This window comes from Devosia sp. MDV22-iso42 (genome assembly GCF_058629155.1).
Genome location: NZ_JBZVWR010000007.1, coordinates 147,073 through 162,945, shown reverse-complemented (window position 1 = coordinate 162,945; position 15,873 = coordinate 147,073). Strand labels below are relative to the sequence as shown.

Annotated in this window: 18 protein-coding genes; 8 read left to right on the top strand and 10 right to left on the bottom strand. The window is 67.0% G+C overall.

Annotated elements, in window-relative coordinates:
- Window positions 1-5 precede the first annotated feature (5 nt).
- The 3 genes from AC4NN3_RS08275 (at window position 6) to AC4NN3_RS08265 (ending at window position 1,881) form a co-directional block, all read left to right on the top strand.
- Window positions 6-605 carry a thymidine kinase gene (locus tag AC4NN3_RS08275; RefSeq protein ID WP_491926625.1) on the top strand — a complete coding sequence of 200 codons (600 nt, stop codon included), beginning with the start codon at window positions 6-8 and terminating at the stop codon, window positions 603-605.
- Window positions 602-1,006 (top strand): acyl-CoA thioesterase, encoded by a 405-nt coding sequence (locus AC4NN3_RS08270; protein ID WP_491926624.1) that lies wholly within the window; start codon window positions 602-604, stop codon window positions 1,004-1,006. The genes AC4NN3_RS08275 and AC4NN3_RS08270 overlap by 4 nt, the downstream gene beginning before the upstream one ends.
- 212 nt (window positions 1,007-1,218) lie before the next feature.
- Window positions 1,219-1,881, top strand: a complete 663-nt coding sequence (locus tag AC4NN3_RS08265; protein WP_491926623.1) for an SH3 domain-containing protein — start codon at window positions 1,219-1,221, stop codon at window positions 1,879-1,881.
- A 172-nt stretch (window positions 1,882-2,053) separates the two neighbouring features.
- Here AC4NN3_RS08265 and AC4NN3_RS08260 read toward each other — a convergent pair whose 3' ends face one another.
- Both AC4NN3_RS08260 and AC4NN3_RS08255 read right to left on the bottom strand, forming a co-directional pair.
- The gene (locus AC4NN3_RS08260; RefSeq protein WP_137152574.1) at window positions 2,054-2,266 is read right to left on the bottom strand and encodes a cold-shock protein; all 213 of its coding nucleotides are present in this window, start codon (window positions 2,264-2,266) and stop codon (window positions 2,054-2,056) included.
- Between the two features lie 204 nt (window positions 2,267-2,470).
- On the bottom strand, window positions 2,471-2,935 hold the full coding sequence (locus AC4NN3_RS08255; protein ID WP_491926622.1) for a MarR family winged helix-turn-helix transcriptional regulator: 465 nt from the start codon (window positions 2,933-2,935) through the stop codon (window positions 2,471-2,473).
- 111 nt (window positions 2,936-3,046) lie between these two features.
- Here AC4NN3_RS08255 and AC4NN3_RS08250 point away from each other — a divergent pair, with 111 nt between their 5' ends.
- A complete protein-coding gene (locus AC4NN3_RS08250) occupies window positions 3,047-4,210 on the top strand; it encodes an HlyD family secretion protein (protein ID WP_491926621.1) in 1,164 nt (387 codons plus the stop codon).
- Between the two features lie 10 nt (window positions 4,211-4,220).
- Window positions 4,221-5,252: an FUSC family protein gene (locus AC4NN3_RS08245; RefSeq protein WP_491926620.1), complete on the top strand. Its 1,032-nt coding sequence runs from the start codon at window positions 4,221-4,223 to the stop codon at window positions 5,250-5,252.
- A gap of 88 nt (window positions 5,253-5,340) precedes the next feature.
- Here the strand turns inward: AC4NN3_RS08245 and AC4NN3_RS08240 are convergent, their stop codons facing one another.
- The 4 genes from AC4NN3_RS08240 to AC4NN3_RS08225 all read right to left on the bottom strand — a co-directional run bounded on the left by AC4NN3_RS08240 (window position 5,341) and on the right by AC4NN3_RS08225 (window position 8,837).
- The gene (locus tag AC4NN3_RS08240; RefSeq protein ID WP_491926619.1) at window positions 5,341-6,375 is read right to left on the bottom strand and encodes a histidine kinase dimerization/phosphoacceptor domain -containing protein; all 1,035 of its coding nucleotides are present in this window, start codon (window positions 6,373-6,375) and stop codon (window positions 5,341-5,343) included.
- A 1-nt stretch (window position 6,376) separates the two neighbouring features.
- The gene (locus AC4NN3_RS08235; protein WP_193335159.1) at window positions 6,377-6,823 is read right to left on the bottom strand and encodes a response regulator; all 447 of its coding nucleotides are present in this window, start codon (window positions 6,821-6,823) and stop codon (window positions 6,377-6,379) included.
- Window positions 6,820-8,346, bottom strand: a complete 1,527-nt coding sequence (locus tag AC4NN3_RS08230) for a sensor histidine kinase (protein ID WP_491926618.1) — start codon at window positions 8,344-8,346, stop codon at window positions 6,820-6,822. Before AC4NN3_RS08230 ends, AC4NN3_RS08235 begins: the two co-directional genes overlap by 4 nt.
- 122 nt (window positions 8,347-8,468) lie before the next feature.
- Entirely contained in the window at window positions 8,469-8,837 is a 369-nt protein-coding gene (locus AC4NN3_RS08225) for a response regulator (protein WP_491926617.1), read from the bottom strand.
- 303 nt (window positions 8,838-9,140) lie between these two features.
- Between AC4NN3_RS08225 and AC4NN3_RS08220 the strand changes: the two genes are divergently transcribed.
- Both AC4NN3_RS08220 and AC4NN3_RS08215 read left to right on the top strand, forming a co-directional pair.
- Window positions 9,141-9,488, top strand: a complete 348-nt coding sequence (locus tag AC4NN3_RS08220; protein WP_491926616.1) for a YciI family protein — start codon at window positions 9,141-9,143, stop codon at window positions 9,486-9,488.
- Between the two features lie 157 nt (window positions 9,489-9,645).
- Window positions 9,646-11,427 carry a heavy metal translocating P-type ATPase gene (locus AC4NN3_RS08215; RefSeq protein WP_491926615.1) on the top strand — a complete coding sequence of 594 codons (1,782 nt, stop codon included), beginning with the start codon at window positions 9,646-9,648 and terminating at the stop codon, window positions 11,425-11,427.
- Window positions 11,428-11,491: 64 nt separating this feature from the next.
- On the opposite strand, the gene AC4NN3_RS08210 is transcribed toward AC4NN3_RS08215, so the two are convergent.
- The 4 genes from AC4NN3_RS08210 to AC4NN3_RS08195 all read right to left on the bottom strand — a co-directional run bounded on the left by AC4NN3_RS08210 (window position 11,492) and on the right by AC4NN3_RS08195 (window position 14,311).
- Window positions 11,492-11,923: an SH3 domain-containing protein gene (locus AC4NN3_RS08210; protein ID WP_491926614.1), complete on the bottom strand. Its 432-nt coding sequence runs from the start codon at window positions 11,921-11,923 to the stop codon at window positions 11,492-11,494.
- 331 nt (window positions 11,924-12,254) lie between these two features.
- Window positions 12,255-12,794 carry a GFA family protein gene (locus AC4NN3_RS08205; protein WP_491926613.1) on the bottom strand — a complete coding sequence of 180 codons (540 nt, stop codon included), beginning with the start codon at window positions 12,792-12,794 and terminating at the stop codon, window positions 12,255-12,257.
- Window positions 12,795-12,908: 114 nt separating this feature from the next.
- Window positions 12,909-13,883, bottom strand: a complete 975-nt coding sequence (locus AC4NN3_RS08200) for an NAD(P)/FAD-dependent oxidoreductase (RefSeq protein ID WP_491926612.1) — start codon at window positions 13,881-13,883, stop codon at window positions 12,909-12,911.
- Window positions 13,880-14,311, bottom strand: a complete 432-nt coding sequence (locus tag AC4NN3_RS08195) for a DUF3429 domain-containing protein (RefSeq protein ID WP_491926611.1) — start codon at window positions 14,309-14,311, stop codon at window positions 13,880-13,882. Before AC4NN3_RS08195 ends, AC4NN3_RS08200 begins: the two co-directional genes overlap by 4 nt.
- Before the next feature lie 213 nt (window positions 14,312-14,524).
- Here AC4NN3_RS08195 and AC4NN3_RS08190 point away from each other — a divergent pair, with 213 nt between their 5' ends.
- Window positions 14,525-15,820, top strand: a complete 1,296-nt coding sequence (locus AC4NN3_RS08190; protein WP_491926610.1) for a PQQ-dependent sugar dehydrogenase — start codon at window positions 14,525-14,527, stop codon at window positions 15,818-15,820.
- The last annotated feature ends 53 nt before the right edge of the window (window positions 15,821-15,873 follow it).

Below are 15,873 nucleotides of genomic sequence, written 5' to 3'. Positions count from 1 at the left end.
CCATCATGGCCAAACTCTATTTCTCCTATGCTGCGATGAATGCCGGCAAGTCCACCTTGCTGCTGCAGGCAGCCTATAACTATCGCGAGCGCGGCATGCGCCCGCTGCTCTATACCAGCGGCCTTTATGCCCAGGACGGCATTGGCGTCATCGCCTCGCGCATCGGCATTTCCGAGCCGGCCGAGCTCTATTCCGGTGATGACGATCTCTACCAGGCCGTGCGCGAGCACCTCGAAACCGGCAAGGTCGATTGCGTCTTTGTCGACGAGGCCCAGTTCCTTGACCCCGATCAGGTCTGGCAGCTGGCCCGTGTCGCCGATCGCCTCAAGATTCCCGTCATGTGCTTTGGCCTGCGCACGGATTTCCAGGGCAAGCTCTTTCCGGGCTCCTCCGAACTGCTTGCCATCGCCGATGTGCTGCGCGAGATTCGCACCATCTGCGAATGCGGCGCCAAGGCCACCATGGTGGTCCGCCAGAGCGCCGATGGCCGCGTGCTCGCCCAGGGCGAGCAGGTCTCGATCGAAAAGTCCGTCTATGTCTCGCTGTGCCGCAAGCATTGGGAAGAAGCCATCGGCCGCTGGCCGGCAAAAGGACCTGCCGCATGACCATCACCACCATCGAACCCGCCGGCGCCCTCACCATCCGCACCTTGGCCATGCCCGCCGATACCAATCCGGCCGGCGACATTTTTGGTGGCTGGGTGATGAGCCAGATGGACATTGCTGGCGCGATTGCCGCCGTCGAACGCAGCCAGGGCCGCGTCGTCACCGTGGCCGTCGAGGCCATGACCTTCATCGCCCCGGTCAAGGTCGGCGACGTGCTCTGCGTCTACACCACCATCGAGCGGGTCGGCACCACCTCGATCACCGTGGCCATCGAGGCCTGGGCCCGGCGTGATCGCCTGGCTGATCGCGTCAAGGTTACCGATGGCCGCTTCGTCTATGTTGCGCTCGGCGAGGACGGCAGCAAGCGCGCCATCGCCCCGCTGCCGGTCAAAGCTGACTGATCCGTTCAGCTGGCGTTCAGTTGCCCTGTGATTTCTGGACGCAACAGCCTGCTTCTGCCTGCCGGAGACCACGACACCAGCAACCGATCTGAACATTTCACCCGGCGGGGAACTTTTCGTTTCACCTGCCCGTTTCATCACCATGAACATGCCGTGACTGACCCGAGCTCTGCTTCAGCAGGCTCCGTCGGGGACACGACGCGGAGACCCCCATGAATCGTACCAACCGTAAAATGCTGCTCAACATCGCCACCGGTGTCGCCGTTGCCGCGACTGCCCTGGTGGTTTTCCTGCCGGCCGCCTATGCCGCCCCCGGCACCGTCACCAGCAATGTCAATGTCCGCTCGGGCCCCGGCACCAATTACGCCGTCGTCGCCACGGCTCGCCGCGGCGAGCGCGTTGACGTGCAGCAGTGCCAGGGTTCTTGGTGCTATATTGAAAAGGCCGGCCCGGACGGCTGGGTTTCCTCCACCTATCTGAGCACCGGCGGCGGCTCGGTCAGCCCGACCCAGCCTGGGGCTTCCTTCGGCATCCAGATCCCGGGTGGCCCCAGCATCAATTTCGGTGTCGGCAACCAGCCCGAGCCACAGCGGCCAGGTCGCCCCGGCCGTCCCCCGGTGATCCAGCCGGTCATCGACGAAGTCTGCTTCTTCGACCGCAGCAACTATCGCGGCGATTCCTTCTGCCTGGCCTCGGGCGACAGTACCCGCGACCTGCGCAGCTGGGCCGACCGCATCTCCTCGATCGACAATCCTGGCGGCTACAGCGTCCAGGTCTGTTCCGAGCCCAACTATCGCAGCTGCCGCACCTATACGACCAGCGCCTCCTCGCTGGGTGACTTCGACGACTACATCGTCTCGGTCCGCGTGCGCTAAGCCACCTACCCGCTCCTCCCTGAAGGGCGTCCACTCCGGTGGGCGCCTTTTTCGATTCTACGCCGGTGCGCACAAACGGCAACGCCGCCCCGAAGGGCGGCGCTGGCGGAAGCCGGACAAGCCAAAGGCCACCGTGTTTTCACACGATGGCCTTCGGTATAGTCTGGAAAGACTAGAGCAGGGTCAGGTTCGTTGCCGAAACCTTGCCGTCGCGGCCAGTCTCGAGCTCGTAGGTGACCTTGTCGTTCTCATACAGGCCCTGCAGGCCCGAACGCTGGACAGCCGAAACGTGAACGAAGGCATCCTTGCCGCCGTCTTCTGGCGAAATGAAGCCGAAGCCCTTGGTGGCGTTGAAGAACTTGACGGTACCGGTGATGGTGGACATATTTTGCATCCTGATAGTAGGCTCGTGTCGCATGCGGACGAGCGATTGTCCGGAGGCAGCATGCCATCCGGAAAGCACGTTCGCACGATAGAGTCTGTAGCCACGACCGGAAAACCGGTATCAGGGCAGCCGACTTAGGCTGAAAACGTAGTGCCGTTGTCGCAGGAAACCAGCCCTTTGGCAAGGCTCTATCCATGGCCGGGGTCAAGACGGCCCGAACTTGACGATCTGTTCCTCCATCGCGGCGATCGTCGCCACCAGAAAACGCTGCACCACCAGCAGCTCCGCCGCGCTGAATCCCGACCACGCCGCTTGCATCAGTTCGCGATACTGCGTCCGCACCGCCAGGATTTCAGGCTGCCCCACTGCCGGCCCCGGCTGCAGCGACAGCCCGCGTCGATCCGTCGGATGCGGCGCCCGCGCCAGCAGCTTGCGCTTCTCCAGCCGGTCGATCAGCGCGGTGGTCGATCCCGTCGATATGCCCAGAAAAGCCGCCAGGGCCTTGGCCGACGCCGGCTGTTCGGCCCGCTCGACCCAGGCCAGGCAGAGCAGATCGGTGGCGTTGATGCCAATCTGGTCGGCGATCTGCCGGTCAAACCGCTGCACCTCCAGCAAGAGGCGCTGCATCAGGTCGCCTGTGGCTGTCTCGACTGTCCGCGGCGCGCTCACGCTCGTCTCCCTGGCTGTTCATTCTTTTAACTCTAAAATCATATAACTCTATTGTAGAGCTATATCAATGCCGCTATATACGGCGCTCGCACTAACCCTCAGCAGGCCCCCATGTCCGTTTCTACCGCCACCGCTCCTCATTTCCCTGGCGCCGCCGGCCCCGCCGCTGAACCCCGTGCAGCCGACACCGATGACGCGCGGCCGGCGACCCGCCGCAGCAGCCCCGCAGCCCGGGCGGGCATGGTCATCGTCGCCATCCTGGTTGGCCTCGCCGTCTGGTATCCCCTGGCCGATCGGCATACGCCCTTTGCCAGCGGCGCCTCCATCACCGCCCTGGTCACCCAGATCTCCCCGCGCATCGCCGGCCCCGTCAGTGCCGTCCTGGTGCAGGACAATGCCGAGGTGAAGGCCGGCCAACCGCTGTTCACCATCGATGACACCACCTTCCGGATGGATCTGGCCTTGGCCGAGGCCCAGCAGGACCAGGCCGTGCAGAGCCTTGGCGCCACCAATGCCGCCGTCGCGGCCGCCCAGGCCCAGCTCGACCGCGCCAGGGTCCAGGCCACCAGCGCTACCCAGGCGCGTGACCGCGCGGTCGAACTCTTCGCCACCGGCACCATAGCCCGGGCCAAGTTCGATCAGGCCAATGCCGATTATGACAGCGCCCAGGCCGCCATTGCCGCCGCCAGCGCCGATGTCGGCCGCGCCCAGGCCCAGGCCGGACCGGCCGGCGAGTCCAACCCTCAACTGCGCAGCGCCGCCGCTTCCGTCGAAAAGGCCCGCTTCGCGCTGGACAACACCACGGTCCTGGCGCCGGTGGACGGCTATATAACCAATCTGTCGCTGGCCACCGGCCAGTTTGCCACCGCCGGCCAGGCCGCCATGACCTTTATCGATCCCGCCACCAGGGCGCTGATCGGCGATTTCCGGGAAAATCAGCTGGTCGATGTCGCGCCGGGCGATGCCGTTCAGGTCATCTTCGAGGCCGCCCCCGGCCGCGTCTTTGCCGGCAAGGTCGAAAGCATTGCCTGGGGCATCAGCAGCGGCCGCAACAGCGTCGGCGGCCTGGCGCAGTCCAGCAGCGATACGCGCTGGTTTCCCCCGGCCCGCAAGATTCCGGTGCGCGTCGTTCTCGACGATGCCGCCCTGCCCGCCAACCTGCGTCTCGGTTCGGAGGCCAGCATCACCATTTTCGCCAATGGCACCGAGGGCCTCATCCCCACCATTGCCAGCGGTCTGATGCAGGTCAAATCCTGGCTCGCGGGCCTCAACTGAGGGCAAGGTCATGGAACAGCTCACCAAGGTAGACCGCGCCGAGGATCCGTGGTTCGCCGTGCGCACCGCGCTGGGCACGGGCCTGGCTGTCGTGCTCGCCGAGCCCCTGGGCATCACCGTGCCCATGCTGCCGGCCGCCTTTGCCTTGGCCTTGCTGTCAGGCCAGCGCGGCGCCTTTGATCTGCGCCGGGCCATGGTGCCCCTGATCATTCCCCTCCTGGCCTGGCTTGTCAGCTATCTGGCCACCGCCACGCTGGGTGAGCCGCTGCTGTTCACCGCCCTGTTCATTGCCCTCTGCGCCGCGGGCCTGGCGCTGATGCTATTTCGCGCCGGACCGGCCGGCGTCGTCGTCATCGTCATTCCCACCATGCTCTCGATTGCCGCGGTCACCTCCGATCAGTCGCTCATCGCCATGCGCGACAGCATGGCCATGACCGGCGCCATGCTCACCGTTCTCATCATCGTGCTCAATCTGGTCTTTCCCCCGGCAACCAGGCGCATCCACATCCCGCTCAGCGACCCGCACCGGCCCGCCCGGCCCCTGCTCGACCTGGCGCTGCGCAGCGCCATCTTCGCGCCGGTTCTGCTCTATTGCTGCGCTGCGGCCGACACCAATCTGATCATCATGCCGATCATGGTGGCCTATGTGCTGGGGCAGTCCGACCATGCCATGCGCCGCCGCGAGGTCATCGAGCGCCTGTCGGCCACCCTGATCGGCGCGGCGGTTGCCATGCTGATCCTGCTGGCCTATCGCCTCATGCCGCACTGGCCGCTGCTGGTCGCCGCCATGACCCTGGCCACGCTGTACTTTACCGCCAAGATGTTCGACGGCGCGCGCTCCGCCGTGACCTATCAGTTCGCCTGTTCGGTCACCGCCATCATCGTCATGTCCAGCTTCACCAATCGCGACACGATAGAGATCGTGCTGCAGCGCGTGGTCTTGAGCACCCTGGCCGCCCTCATGGCCCTCTGCCTTTTGGCGCTGCTGGAGACGCTCGTCCTGGCGCCGCACCGGCGCCGCACGCCAGCGGTGGCCGGCTAGACCCTGCGGCGCACAGGGCCCGCGCCCGGTTTGGCCCCGCCCGGCGGGGCATCAGGATGGGACAGCGCGTGGCCTGTTTTCCCTGTGCTTAGGCCGGAAACGACAGCGTGGCGCGCGTGCCCTGCGCCAGCCGGGCATAGGCGACCCTGCCGCCCAGGCCGGCGGCCATCGCCTTGACCAGCCGGCTGCCCAGTCCGGTACCCTGCGGCACCCCGGTGCCGTCATAGCCCACCCCGTCATCCTCCACGGTCAGCGCATATTCACCATCGCCGGTATGCATGGCGATGCGGACCTCGCCCGGATAGCTCGGCGCATAGGCATATTTGAGCGCATTGGTCACCAGTTCGGTGACGATCACGCCCAGCGTCGCCGCCTTCTCGGTGGGCAGGTTGAGCGGCGCAATGCTCAGGCTGATCTGGGTCGCCCCGCCACTGGCCCGCATCGTGGTTTCGAGCTCGGCTGCCAGGCTGCGCAGATACTCGTCCAGTTGCACCATGCGCACGTCGTCGGACGTATAGAGGTGCCGGTGCACGCCGGCGATGGCCTGGATGCGCGCCTGGGTCTCCCGCAGCGCGCCCTTGGCCTCTTCATTGTCGATGGCATTGGCCTGCAGCCCGACCAGCGAGGCCACCATGGCCAGGCTGTTGGCCACCCGGTGATTGACCTCGCCGAGCAGCATTTCCGCGCGCTCGCGCGCATCGCGCATGTCGCGTTCCGCCTGCATCTTGGCGCGATTGAGGCTCATCAGCGCCACGGCATGGTCCACCGCCGAGATCAGCAGGTGCAGGAAATCCTCGTCGACCGTCTTGTGCACATAGTCGGTCGCCCCGGCCTTGAGCGCGGCTATGGCCACCGCCGTCTCCACCGAGCCGGTGACATAGACCACGGCGGGCTTGTCCGGCAGGCCGACCAGCTGCGCCAGCACGTCCAGCCCCGTCCCGCTGGGCAGGTAGTGGTCGAGCACCACCACATCCACGCCGCCGTCGGCAATGCGCTGGAGCCCCGCCTCGCCCGACGTCACATGCTCGAACCTGTGGCCATGCCGCTCCAGCGCCTTCTGCACCAGTCGTGCCAGGCCCGGGTCGTCATCGACATAGAGAATGTTCGGGGTGCGATTGGGCATTCTATTCGGTTTCTGGCACTTGCATTACGGCAAAGAACAGGCCGAGCTGGCGGATGGCATTGGCAAAGCCCTCATAGTCCACCGGCTTGGTAATATAGACATTGGCGCCCAGGTCGTAGCAGCGCTGGATCTCGCGCTGGTCGTCCGTCGTGGTCAGCACCACGACCGGCGAACGGCGCGTGTGTTCGTTGCCCTTGACCTTTTCCAGGATATCCACCCCGGTCATGTCGGGCAGGTTGAGATCAAGCAGCACAAGCAGCTGGCGCCCCTTGTTGGCGGCGCCGGTGCCGTCGGGGCCCATCAGGAATTCCAGCGCCGAGGTGCCGTCGGTAAACGGAATGATCTGGTTGGAGACGCCGGCGCGCCTGATGTTCTTTTCGATCAGGCGGGCATGGCCCTCGTCGTCCTCGATCATGATGATCGTTACGGGCTTGCCGTCATTGCTCATTTGCCTTGGCTCCCAAGATGGCTGCGCAGGTCGCGCGGAAGATCGATGGTGAAGGTGGTGCCGACACCCAGTTCGGACGCCAGGGTAATATCGCCGCCCAGGCTGCGCACCATGGTGCGCACATGCGCCAGCCCGATGCCCTCGCCCGGCTGGCTCTGCACGCCCGAGCGCCGGAACAGCTCGAACACCCGCTCATGGTCGGTGCTGGCAATGCCGCGGCCATTGTCCTTGACTGCAATCTTTACCCGGTTGCCCGGCACATGGCTGGCCGTAATCGCGACCTCGAGCGGTCGCTCGGCATGGCGGTACTTGACGGCATTGTCGAGCAGATTGCCCAGCACTTGTTCCAGCGACAGTCGGTCCGACACGATTTGTGGCACGGCGATGTCGGCACTGACCAATCCGCCATTATCGGCCACCTGGTGGTGGATGGCGTCGGCACTGGCCCCGACCAGCTCCGGCAGGTCAAGGCTTTCCGGCTTGAGCTGCCGCCTGCCCTCACGGGAAATCTTGAGAATGGCGTTGATCAGCGCGTCCATCTTGCGCGTCGCTGCGCGAATGAAACCGATGGCTTCGGGCAGGTCTTCGGTGGCCGCCACCCGGGCCTCGTCAAAGCTGGGCGCCGTGCTGCCGCCGCTGCCGCCGTCGGCGGCGCCTTCGCCGGCCTGGGCCGCGGCCATATAGGCCGACAGGATGCCCACATTGGTTTCCAGCTCGCTGGTAAAGCCCATGATGTTGACCAGCGGCGCCCGCAGGTCATGGGTGACGATATAGGCAAAGCGCTGGATTTCCTCGTTCGCCCGCCCCAGATCCGAGGTGCGCTCGATCACCCGCGCCTCGAGGTTCTCCTTGGCCGCCTCGATCTCGCGCCGCGCCGCCGCGATTTCCCGCGTATAGGTCACCACCGTCCAGGCGGCTCCGCCCACCACGACGAAGATCACGAAGGCGCCGATCACCGTCACCCAGCGCAGCGCCGTCGTGGCCGCGCGCTGGTCGGCCACGCCCGTGGTCAGGCGCTCGTCGGCGGCACGGATCAGCGCATCGAAAAACTGCCGCGAGCGGTCCATCGCCGCCTTGCCCGCATCGGTCCGCACCACGGCGATCGCCGCCTCGCGTTGGCCGGCGCGCATCAGGTCCACGGTCTGGGCCATTTCGGCGAGCTTGAGCGCAATATCGTCGCGCAGCTTGGCCATGGGCTCGACCGCCTGCGGATAGGGCAGCAGGACCCGTTCCAGCTCGGCGAGCCGCGCCGCGATAGTGTCGGAGGCGGCCTGGTAGGGCTCGAGATAGCTCTCCTCCCCGGTAATGATGAAGCCGCGCTGCCCGGTTTCCGCATCCTGCAGCGCCGTGCGCAGGTCAACCGTGGTGGTGCGGGCATCGCGGGCCTCGACCACCTCGTTGAAATAGACCTGGCTGCGCTCGACCAGCCAGATCGTCGTGCCCAGAATGCCGGCAAGCGCCAGAAATCCGACGATCAGCAGCAGCGTGGTGGTGCGGACGAAGGCAGACGTTGAAATGGGCAAGGACAGACTCCGGCTTGAACAAAGTTCATGCCGCAAAGCCGGGACTGGATCAACATGGATAAGTCGTAAGGGTGCTGTATCGCACCAAAATAGTCGCCGCAGCAGGGGGCTGCGCGGCTGTCTCAGCTGAGCGCGGTCAGCTCGCGGAACGAGGCGATTACCTCGGCATGACGATAGGGCTTGGCATGAAACACGCTGCCATCCGGCATGTCGGTGATTTCCACCACGCGATGGCCCGAGGTCACCACGATCTTGACCGGCGGCCAGCGATCCCGCACGGCCGCACACAATTTCAGGCCATCCATCGAGCCGGGCATGTCGATATCGGTAAACAGGATCGATATCGCCGTATTGCCTTCCAGAATCGGGATGGCGACGTCGGCATTTTCGGCCTCCAGCACGATAAAACCCTCGTCCTCCAGCTGGCTGACGATATCCATGCGCACCAGCGCTTCGTCTTCGACCACGAGAACAACTGTCTTGGGCTTCATGACGATGCCACTTCCATATTCGTTGATACCGGGCTGACCCGTGGCAATGAAACAGCTGGCGCGCCATAATGATCCGTCACATTCGCGAAATAATGCGGGTCTGGGAATAATATAGCGCCTTCAGGCAATGCCGGCGCCCGCAAACGCCCTGCCACCGGGGCCCGCGCTGTTGACGCCGCGCCGATCACAAATATTCTGCGGCAATGTCGAATTGGCCCCCGCTCCGGCGTCGAACCTGCAGGACCGCATGAAGGCGGTCCACCACGCCGACGCCGCTTCGCCTTTCAGCCAAGGGATTGCACCATGAAATTTCTCTGCACCGTCATCGTCGACAACGATCTCGCCGCCCGCCAGAGCGAGGCCGACTGGGCCGAGATCGGCAAGCGCTCCTGGGCCTATGACCAATCGCTGATGGAGCGCGGCGTCTTCGTCGCCGCCGAAGCCCTGGTCGGGCGCGAAGCCGCCCGCACCGTGCGGGTGCGCCAGGGCCAGGCCATCATAACCGACGGGCCCTATGCCGAATCCAAGGAGGTGCTGGCCGGCTTTATTCTCGTCGATGTCGCCGATGCGGAGGCCGCCATGGAGATTGCCCGCAACATTCCCATGGCCGCGCTCGGCGCCGTCGAGGTGCGCCCGGTCATGACCTTCTAGCCCATTCCCGCCGGCAGGTTGATCCACGTCACACGGGAACGGGCCCAGCCGTGCTAGCCTTCGTGCCCGTGTATCGACACGCCACCGGAGACTGGCCATTTCTGCCCTGACCCAGCTGCTGCAGCGCCACTACGACGCCCTCCTGTTTGCCATCGCTTTGCTGGGCCTGGCAGCCGGCACCGCATTGCACTTTGCCGGCGAGACCGGCGCCGGCCTGGCCTGGACGCTGGGCACCGCCCCGGTCCTGGCCGGCCTGCTGCTCCAGATCGTGCGCGCCCTGCGCCGCGGCGATGTCGGCCTCGACATCGTCGCCGCTCTGTCCATGTCGGCCGCCCTGCTCTTTGGCGAGCCGCTGGCCGGTAATGTCGTGGCCCTGATGTATGCCGGCGGCCAATTGCTCGAGACCTTCGCCGCCGGCCGCGCCCGCCAGGAAATGACCGCCCTGCTCGGCCGCGTCGCCCACACCGCCATGCGCTATGCCGACAGCGGCCTCGAGGAAGTCCCTATCGATTCCATCCTGCCGGGCGATCGCCTCCTGATCCGCCATGGCGAGGTCCTGCCGGTCGATGGCACCATTGCCGGCAGCCGCGCCACGCTCGACATGTCGGCGCTGACCGGGGAATCCCTGCCCGTCCACCTGCTGCCCGGCGCCGAGGCACTGAGCGGCGCCACCCTCAGCGGCGACCCCGTCGATCTGCTCGTCACCCGCCCCGCCGCCGACAGCACCTATGCCGGCATTGTCCGCCTCGTCGAGGCCGCCCAGTCCAGCAAGGCACCCATGGCCCGGCTGGCCGATCGCTATGCCATGTGGTTCTTGGCGCTGACCGTGCTGCTGGCCGGCGCGGCCTGGCTCCTCAGCCAGGACCCGCTGCGCGCGCTGGCCGTGCTGGTCGTGGCCACCCCCTGCCCGCTGATCCTGGCCGTGCCCGTCGCCATCATTTCCGGCCTTTCGCGCACCGCCCGCATCGGCGTGCTGGTCAAGCATGGCGGCATGCTCGAGGCCCTGGCCCGCGTCGATACCGCCATTCTCGACAAGACCGGCACGCTCACCGCGGGCCTGCCCGCCGTCACCACCATCCGACCGGTCCCCGGCGTCACCGAGGACGACGTGCTCTATCGCGCTGCCAGCCTTGACCAGGCCTCTGGCCACAGCGTCGCCACCGCCCTCGTCCAGGCCGCCGCCGCGCGCGCACTGCCCCTCTCCAATCCCGCCGGCGCCGTCGAACAGGCCGGCGAGGGTCTGCTCGGCCAGGTCGATGGCCGGCTCACCGTGGTCGGCGGCCTCGACTACGTCACCGCCCAGCTCAGCCGGGGCAGCTTTGCCCAGCTGACCGCCGGCCTGCCGCGCGCCGCCATGACCGTCGCCGTCGCCGTCGACGGCCACCCCTTCGGCCTTATCCTGCTGCAGGATGGCATCCGCCCCGATGCCGTGGCGTCGCTGGCCGCCCTGCGCACCGCCGGCGTCCGCCGCATCGTGCTGGCCTCGGGTGACCGTGCCGACATCGCCCAAGCCATCGGCGTCGAGCTGGGCGTCGATGCCGCCCTGGGCGATCTCAGGCCCGCCGACAAGCTGGCTTTGCTGACCCGCGAAAAATCCGCCGCCGGCCTCGTCATGATGGTCGGTGACGGTGTCAACGACGCCCCCGCTCTGGCCGCGGCCGATATCGGCGTCGCCATGGGCGCCCGCGGCGCCGCCGCCTCTTCGGAGGCCGCCGGCGTCGTGCTGCTGGTCGATGCCCTGGCGCCGCTGGCCAAGGCCATCGTCATCGCCAAGCGCACCCGCACCATCGCCCTGCAAAGCGTCTTTGTCGGGCTCGGCCTGTCACTGGCCGCCATGATCGCCGCCGCCCTGGGCTACCTGCCCCCCGTGCAGGGTGCCCTGCTGCAGGAGGCCATCGATGTCGCCGTCATCCTCAACGCCCTGCGCGCCTTGCGCTGAGCCTGACGGCAAAACGCCGCCCGGTTGCCCAGGCGGCGCATCATGGTCTTGGGCTAACCAAAGCCTAGCGGTACCAGCCGTCCCGATCCCGGCGATCCCAGCCACCGCGCCCATCGCGGTCATCGTAGCGGTCCCATCCATCCCGGTCTGGAGCCGGCCGGATCACCCGCGGCGGCGCGGGCGGGGTGCCGAAGCTGAACGAGAAGTTCACGCCCGGCCGCACCGTGGACTGTCCGCGCGCGCCCTGCAGGTAATTGGCCGAGACCCAGCCGTCCGGACCGCGCTTTTCCACATAGCACCAGCCGCCGCGGCAGCCGGTGACTTCCACCACCTGGTTGCGGCGCAGCACGTCGACCTGGCTATAGCCGGTGCCGGGGCCCGAGCGCACATTGACATTGCTGGTGACCACGGCCTGCGCCGCCATCGCCGCGCCGGCCATGCCGATCAGCACGCTGCCGGCCAGGGCGATCGAGATGATTTTCTTCTGTAAGCGCATGGATTGTCTCCTGAAAGCTGTGGGGTCCGCTGACCCCGTTGCCCCCAGATAGCGCCCCCCGCCCTGAACTGGACATGAACCGGCTGTTCAGGGCGTCCAGGCGTTCCGCTGCCCGGCGTCACCTCCCCCGCCTGCGGCGCTTCGAGCCGTCCGCCTTGGGCGGCAAATCGCGCCAGTGGCGCGATTTGAGGCGAGAAGGCCATGAGACCTGTGGTCGAATGGCGGGCCAGTCCCCGACGTGATCCGGGCCAGTGGAGGGTATCCTCCCCCGCCTGCGGGGGAGGGGGACCGGCGAAGCCGGTGGAGGGGGGAGCCGCATACTCCGCCCCCCTCACTCCAGCACAACCTCCTCCGTCTCCGCCGCCAATGCCGGTACCCGAAACCCCATGGCGATCCCGGCGCCCAGCAGCGCGGCGAAGAATTTTGTCGTCGCCCAACGCCCCGCCGGCACGCCGTCATCGAGTGGCGTGGTGTCCACGCGGTCGCCGGTCATAGTGTGCAGGTCGAGCGCCGGCAGCGTGCCCGCCGGCCATAGCGTGCCATAGAGGCTGGCCCAGTGCCCGCCGCTGAACTCGACCAGCACCGGGCTGTTGCAGCAGCTGGCGATCACCCGCCGCGTCTTACTCTTGGGTCCAAGTCGGAAATGCCGCAGCGTCTCACGCCCTTTGGTGATGCGCAGGCGATCCTTGCGATAGAGCACATAGTCGACACCGTCCGGCGCCCCGGTCACCGCCGGCGCCCCCGGCAACTGCGCCAGGCGCTGCGCCGCCATGCGGCAGGACGTGCAATGGCATTGCACCACCACGACGGGCGCTCCTTCAAGCTCCAGCTGCATCGTCCCGCAGGCACATCCCAGTGTCGTCATGCTCATCTGCATCTGCTCCGTCACTCACACGTCTATACTGTCACAACGCGCGACCCGGCGTGGTTTCGACAGGCGGAAGCGACCCACCGCACGCCCCTCAGGGGGTGGGTTGGGTGGGGGTCACCCTACCATCCCCGCCAGGTCCAGCGCGCTCAGCGCCACATTCTCCACCCGGCTGCCCGTGGTCCAGTCGCCCGTAGCCGCCAGCCCCCGTTCCCGGTCGATAAACGGCGCAAGGCTCGCCTCCCCCTCCAGCCGCGCCGATTTCCAGCGGTGCAGCGCCCGGAACGCGGCCGTCTCGGCATCGATGTCCAGCGCGTCGCGCAGGGCCGCCACCATGCCGGCCTCAGTGAGCGCCGGGTCGGCGTCGAGCTGGCCCTGCGCCCAGGCGCTGCTTGAATGCACCACCAGCGTGCCCACCCCCGCGTCACGCCCCGGCTTGCTGGCATTGTTGACCACCAGCGCCAGCGGACCACTCTCGATCCGCACCATGCCCCAGTCGCGCTGGAGCGGCGCTTCAAAGCCGACCAGCAGCGCATAGCAGGGCAGCATGACCGCCCCGTCCAGCACGCCGGCATCGGTCCCCGTATCGGCAAACAGCGCCCGCGTCTGGTGCGGCGTTGTGCTCGAGATCACCCAATCGAACGCCCCCAGCGCGGTGCCAGCACTATCGGTCAGCGCCCAGCCATCGTGGCCCCGCGCCGTCAGCGGTGCCACATCGACGCCGCTGCGGACCTCGACTCCATCCGCCAGCGCCCGCACGAAACTGTTCATCCCCGGCATGCCGACATAATGCGGCTCGCGCGGTGGTGCCAGGCTCAGGCGGCCATCCGCGCCAAGGCTGGCAATCGGCGCCGTCCATTCTCCCACCGCGCCTTCCGCCCTGGCCCGCTCCACCAGCGCGACGAAGCGCGGGTCCCGGGCGGTGAAAAACTGTGCTCCGTGGTCGAAGGCAAAGCCCGGCGCCTGCCGCGTCGCCATCCGCCCGCCCACCCCGCGGCCCTTTTCGAACACCACCACGTCATGACTCTTGGCCAGCATCTGGCCCAGCACCATCCCGCCAATGCCTGCCCCGATAATCGCCACCCGGCTCATGCCAGCCCCCACACCACGAGGCCAAGTCCCAGGCCGACGCTAGCCATCCAGCGCAGCCGCCGGAACCAGGGCTCGACGCTGCCTTGTTGCAGCAGCACCCCGTCCAGCGCCAGCAGCACGGCCAGCAGCAGCGCCAGGCCAATGGCAGCGCCGCTAACCCAGACCTGTCCCAGCGCCAGAAAACCCCAGGCCAGCAGCGCCCCGACATTGCTGGTCACCAGCAGGTTGACCGGCACGCGCTCGCTCTGCCCCATGAACAGCCCGCAATGCACGCCACAGACAAAGCTGGCGATCACCGCGCCATAGCCGAGCGCCAGCGGCGCCAGCGCGGGCGCGTCCAGTGCCAGCCGCGCCGCCAGCAGCAGCCAGATCGGCGCCACGCCGGCCAGCGTCAGCGCACTGGCCAGCAGTTGATTGTTCCGGGTCATCGCCGCTCTCGGTTTTGTGTCCACCGCTCTCATACGGCGCGCGGACCGCTTTGGGTCAGCGCTGCCGGGCCTCCCGCCAAATCAGTCTGTCCGCTCCGTTTTTAGTGACCGCCCCCCACGCAACGATAGGGCCTCTCCCGTCCTTAGTCCTTGAGCCCCGCACGGCACGCTGTGCGAAAAATCAATGGATTCAAAATCTTGGATGGGAAAACCATGCTCAACACCAGTCGCCTGCTGACCGGCACCGCCTTGTCGCTGACCCTTCTGCTGACCCCGGCTTTGGCCCAAACCACCGAAACCGCCCCGCCCGAACAGGCCGATGGCGCCGCCCCGGCGGAGGGCACCGAAGCGGCGCCCGGCGAGCCGGTTGAAACCCAGCCCGCCAATGCCCCCGACCAGGAGCCCGCCTTCCCCGAACAGACCCGCGCGCCCCAGCCGGCCGAGCCCGTCACCACCACCACGCAAACTGTGGCTGAAGGTCTGCCTTTGCTCTGGGCCATGGAATTCCTGCCCGATGGCCGCATGCTGGTCAGTGCCAAGCAGGGCGCCCTGCATGTCATCGGTGAGGACGGCGCGGCCGGTCCGGCCATTGCCGGCGTGCCAGAGGTTGATGCTCGCGGCCAGGGCGGCCTGCTCGACGTCGCCCTGGCGCCCGATTTTGCCGATAGCGGCCGCATCTACTTCTCCTATGCCGAGCCCCGCGAGGGCGGCAATGGCACCACCGTCGCGTCCGCGACCCTGGTGCTCGACGAGCAGGGCGGCGGCACGCTTGAGGATGTCACCACCATCTTCGCCCAGCAGCCCACCTATGACGGCGACAAGCACTTCGGCTCGCGTATCGTGCCCAATGCGGATGGCTCGCTCTACATCACCGTGGGCGAGCGCTCCGACGACGTCACCCGCGTCCAGGCCCAGGAACTGGCCAGCGGCTTCGGCAAGGTGTTCCACATTACCGCCGAGGGCGAACCCGTCGACGGCAATCCCTTTGCCGAGACCGAAGGCGCCCTGCCCGAGATCTGGAGCCTGGGCCACCGCAATGTGCAGTCCGCCGCGCTCGATGCGGATGGCCGCCTCTGGCTGGTGGAACATGGCGCCCGCGGCGGCGATGAGCTGAACCGGCCCGAAGCCGGCCTCAACTATGGCTGGCCCGACGTGGCCTATGGCGTCGAATATAGCGGCGACGCCATTGGCGCGGGCATCACCGCCGATGGCGAGACCCAGCAGCCGGTCTATTACTGGGATCCGGTGATCGCCCCCTCCGGCATGGCGCTTTATGAAGGCGACGAGTTCCCCAACTGGGACAACACCTTCATCATTGGAGGCCTGGTCACCACCGGTCTGGTCGTCGTCCATCTGGGCGACGATGATCGCGTCGCCTTCGAGGAGCGCATCCCGCTCGAGGCCCGCGTCCGCGACGTCCGCGTGGGCCCCGATGGCGCCATCTATGCGGTGACCGAGGACCGCCAGACCAACAGTTCGGCCATCATCCGCGTCTCCAATGCCGACTAAGCCACAACGAGTCCACACCCCAGCCAGCGCCCTGCCCGGGCGCTGGCTTTGTC

Coding starts and splice junctions, on each gene's coding strand:
- AC4NN3_RS08275 (WP_491926625.1), top strand. CDS start 6: ATGGCCAAACTCTATTTCTCCTATGCTGCGATGAATGCCGGCAAGTCC.
- AC4NN3_RS08270 (WP_491926624.1), top strand. CDS start 602: ATGACCATCACCACCATCGAACCCGCCGGCGCCCTCACCATCCGCACC.
- AC4NN3_RS08265 (WP_491926623.1), top strand. CDS start 1,219: ATGAATCGTACCAACCGTAAAATGCTGCTCAACATCGCCACCGGTGTC.
- AC4NN3_RS08260 (WP_137152574.1), bottom strand. CDS start 2,266: ATGTCCACCATCACCGGTACCGTCAAGTTCTTCAACGCCACCAAGGGC.
- AC4NN3_RS08250 (WP_491926621.1), top strand. CDS start 3,047: ATGTCCGTTTCTACCGCCACCGCTCCTCATTTCCCTGGCGCCGCCGGC.
- AC4NN3_RS08245 (WP_491926620.1), top strand. CDS start 4,221: ATGGAACAGCTCACCAAGGTAGACCGCGCCGAGGATCCGTGGTTCGCC.
- AC4NN3_RS08240 (WP_491926619.1), bottom strand. CDS start 6,375: ATGCCCAATCGCACCCCGAACATTCTCTATGTCGATGACGACCCGGGC.
- AC4NN3_RS08235 (WP_193335159.1), bottom strand. CDS start 6,823: ATGAGCAATGACGGCAAGCCCGTAACGATCATCATGATCGAGGACGAC.
- AC4NN3_RS08225 (WP_491926617.1), bottom strand. CDS start 8,837: ATGAAGCCCAAGACAGTTGTTCTCGTGGTCGAAGACGAAGCGCTGGTG.
- AC4NN3_RS08220 (WP_491926616.1), top strand. CDS start 9,141: ATGAAATTTCTCTGCACCGTCATCGTCGACAACGATCTCGCCGCCCGC.
- AC4NN3_RS08210 (WP_491926614.1), bottom strand. CDS start 11,923: ATGCGCTTACAGAAGAAAATCATCTCGATCGCCCTGGCCGGCAGCGTG.
- AC4NN3_RS08205 (WP_491926613.1), bottom strand. CDS start 12,794: ATGAGCATGACGACACTGGGATGTGCCTGCGGGACGATGCAGCTGGAG.
- AC4NN3_RS08200 (WP_491926612.1), bottom strand. CDS start 13,883: ATGAGCCGGGTGGCGATTATCGGGGCAGGCATTGGCGGGATGGTGCTG.
- AC4NN3_RS08195 (WP_491926611.1), bottom strand. CDS start 14,311: ATGACCCGGAACAATCAACTGCTGGCCAGTGCGCTGACGCTGGCCGGC.
- AC4NN3_RS08190 (WP_491926610.1), top strand. CDS start 14,525: ATGCTCAACACCAGTCGCCTGCTGACCGGCACCGCCTTGTCGCTGACC.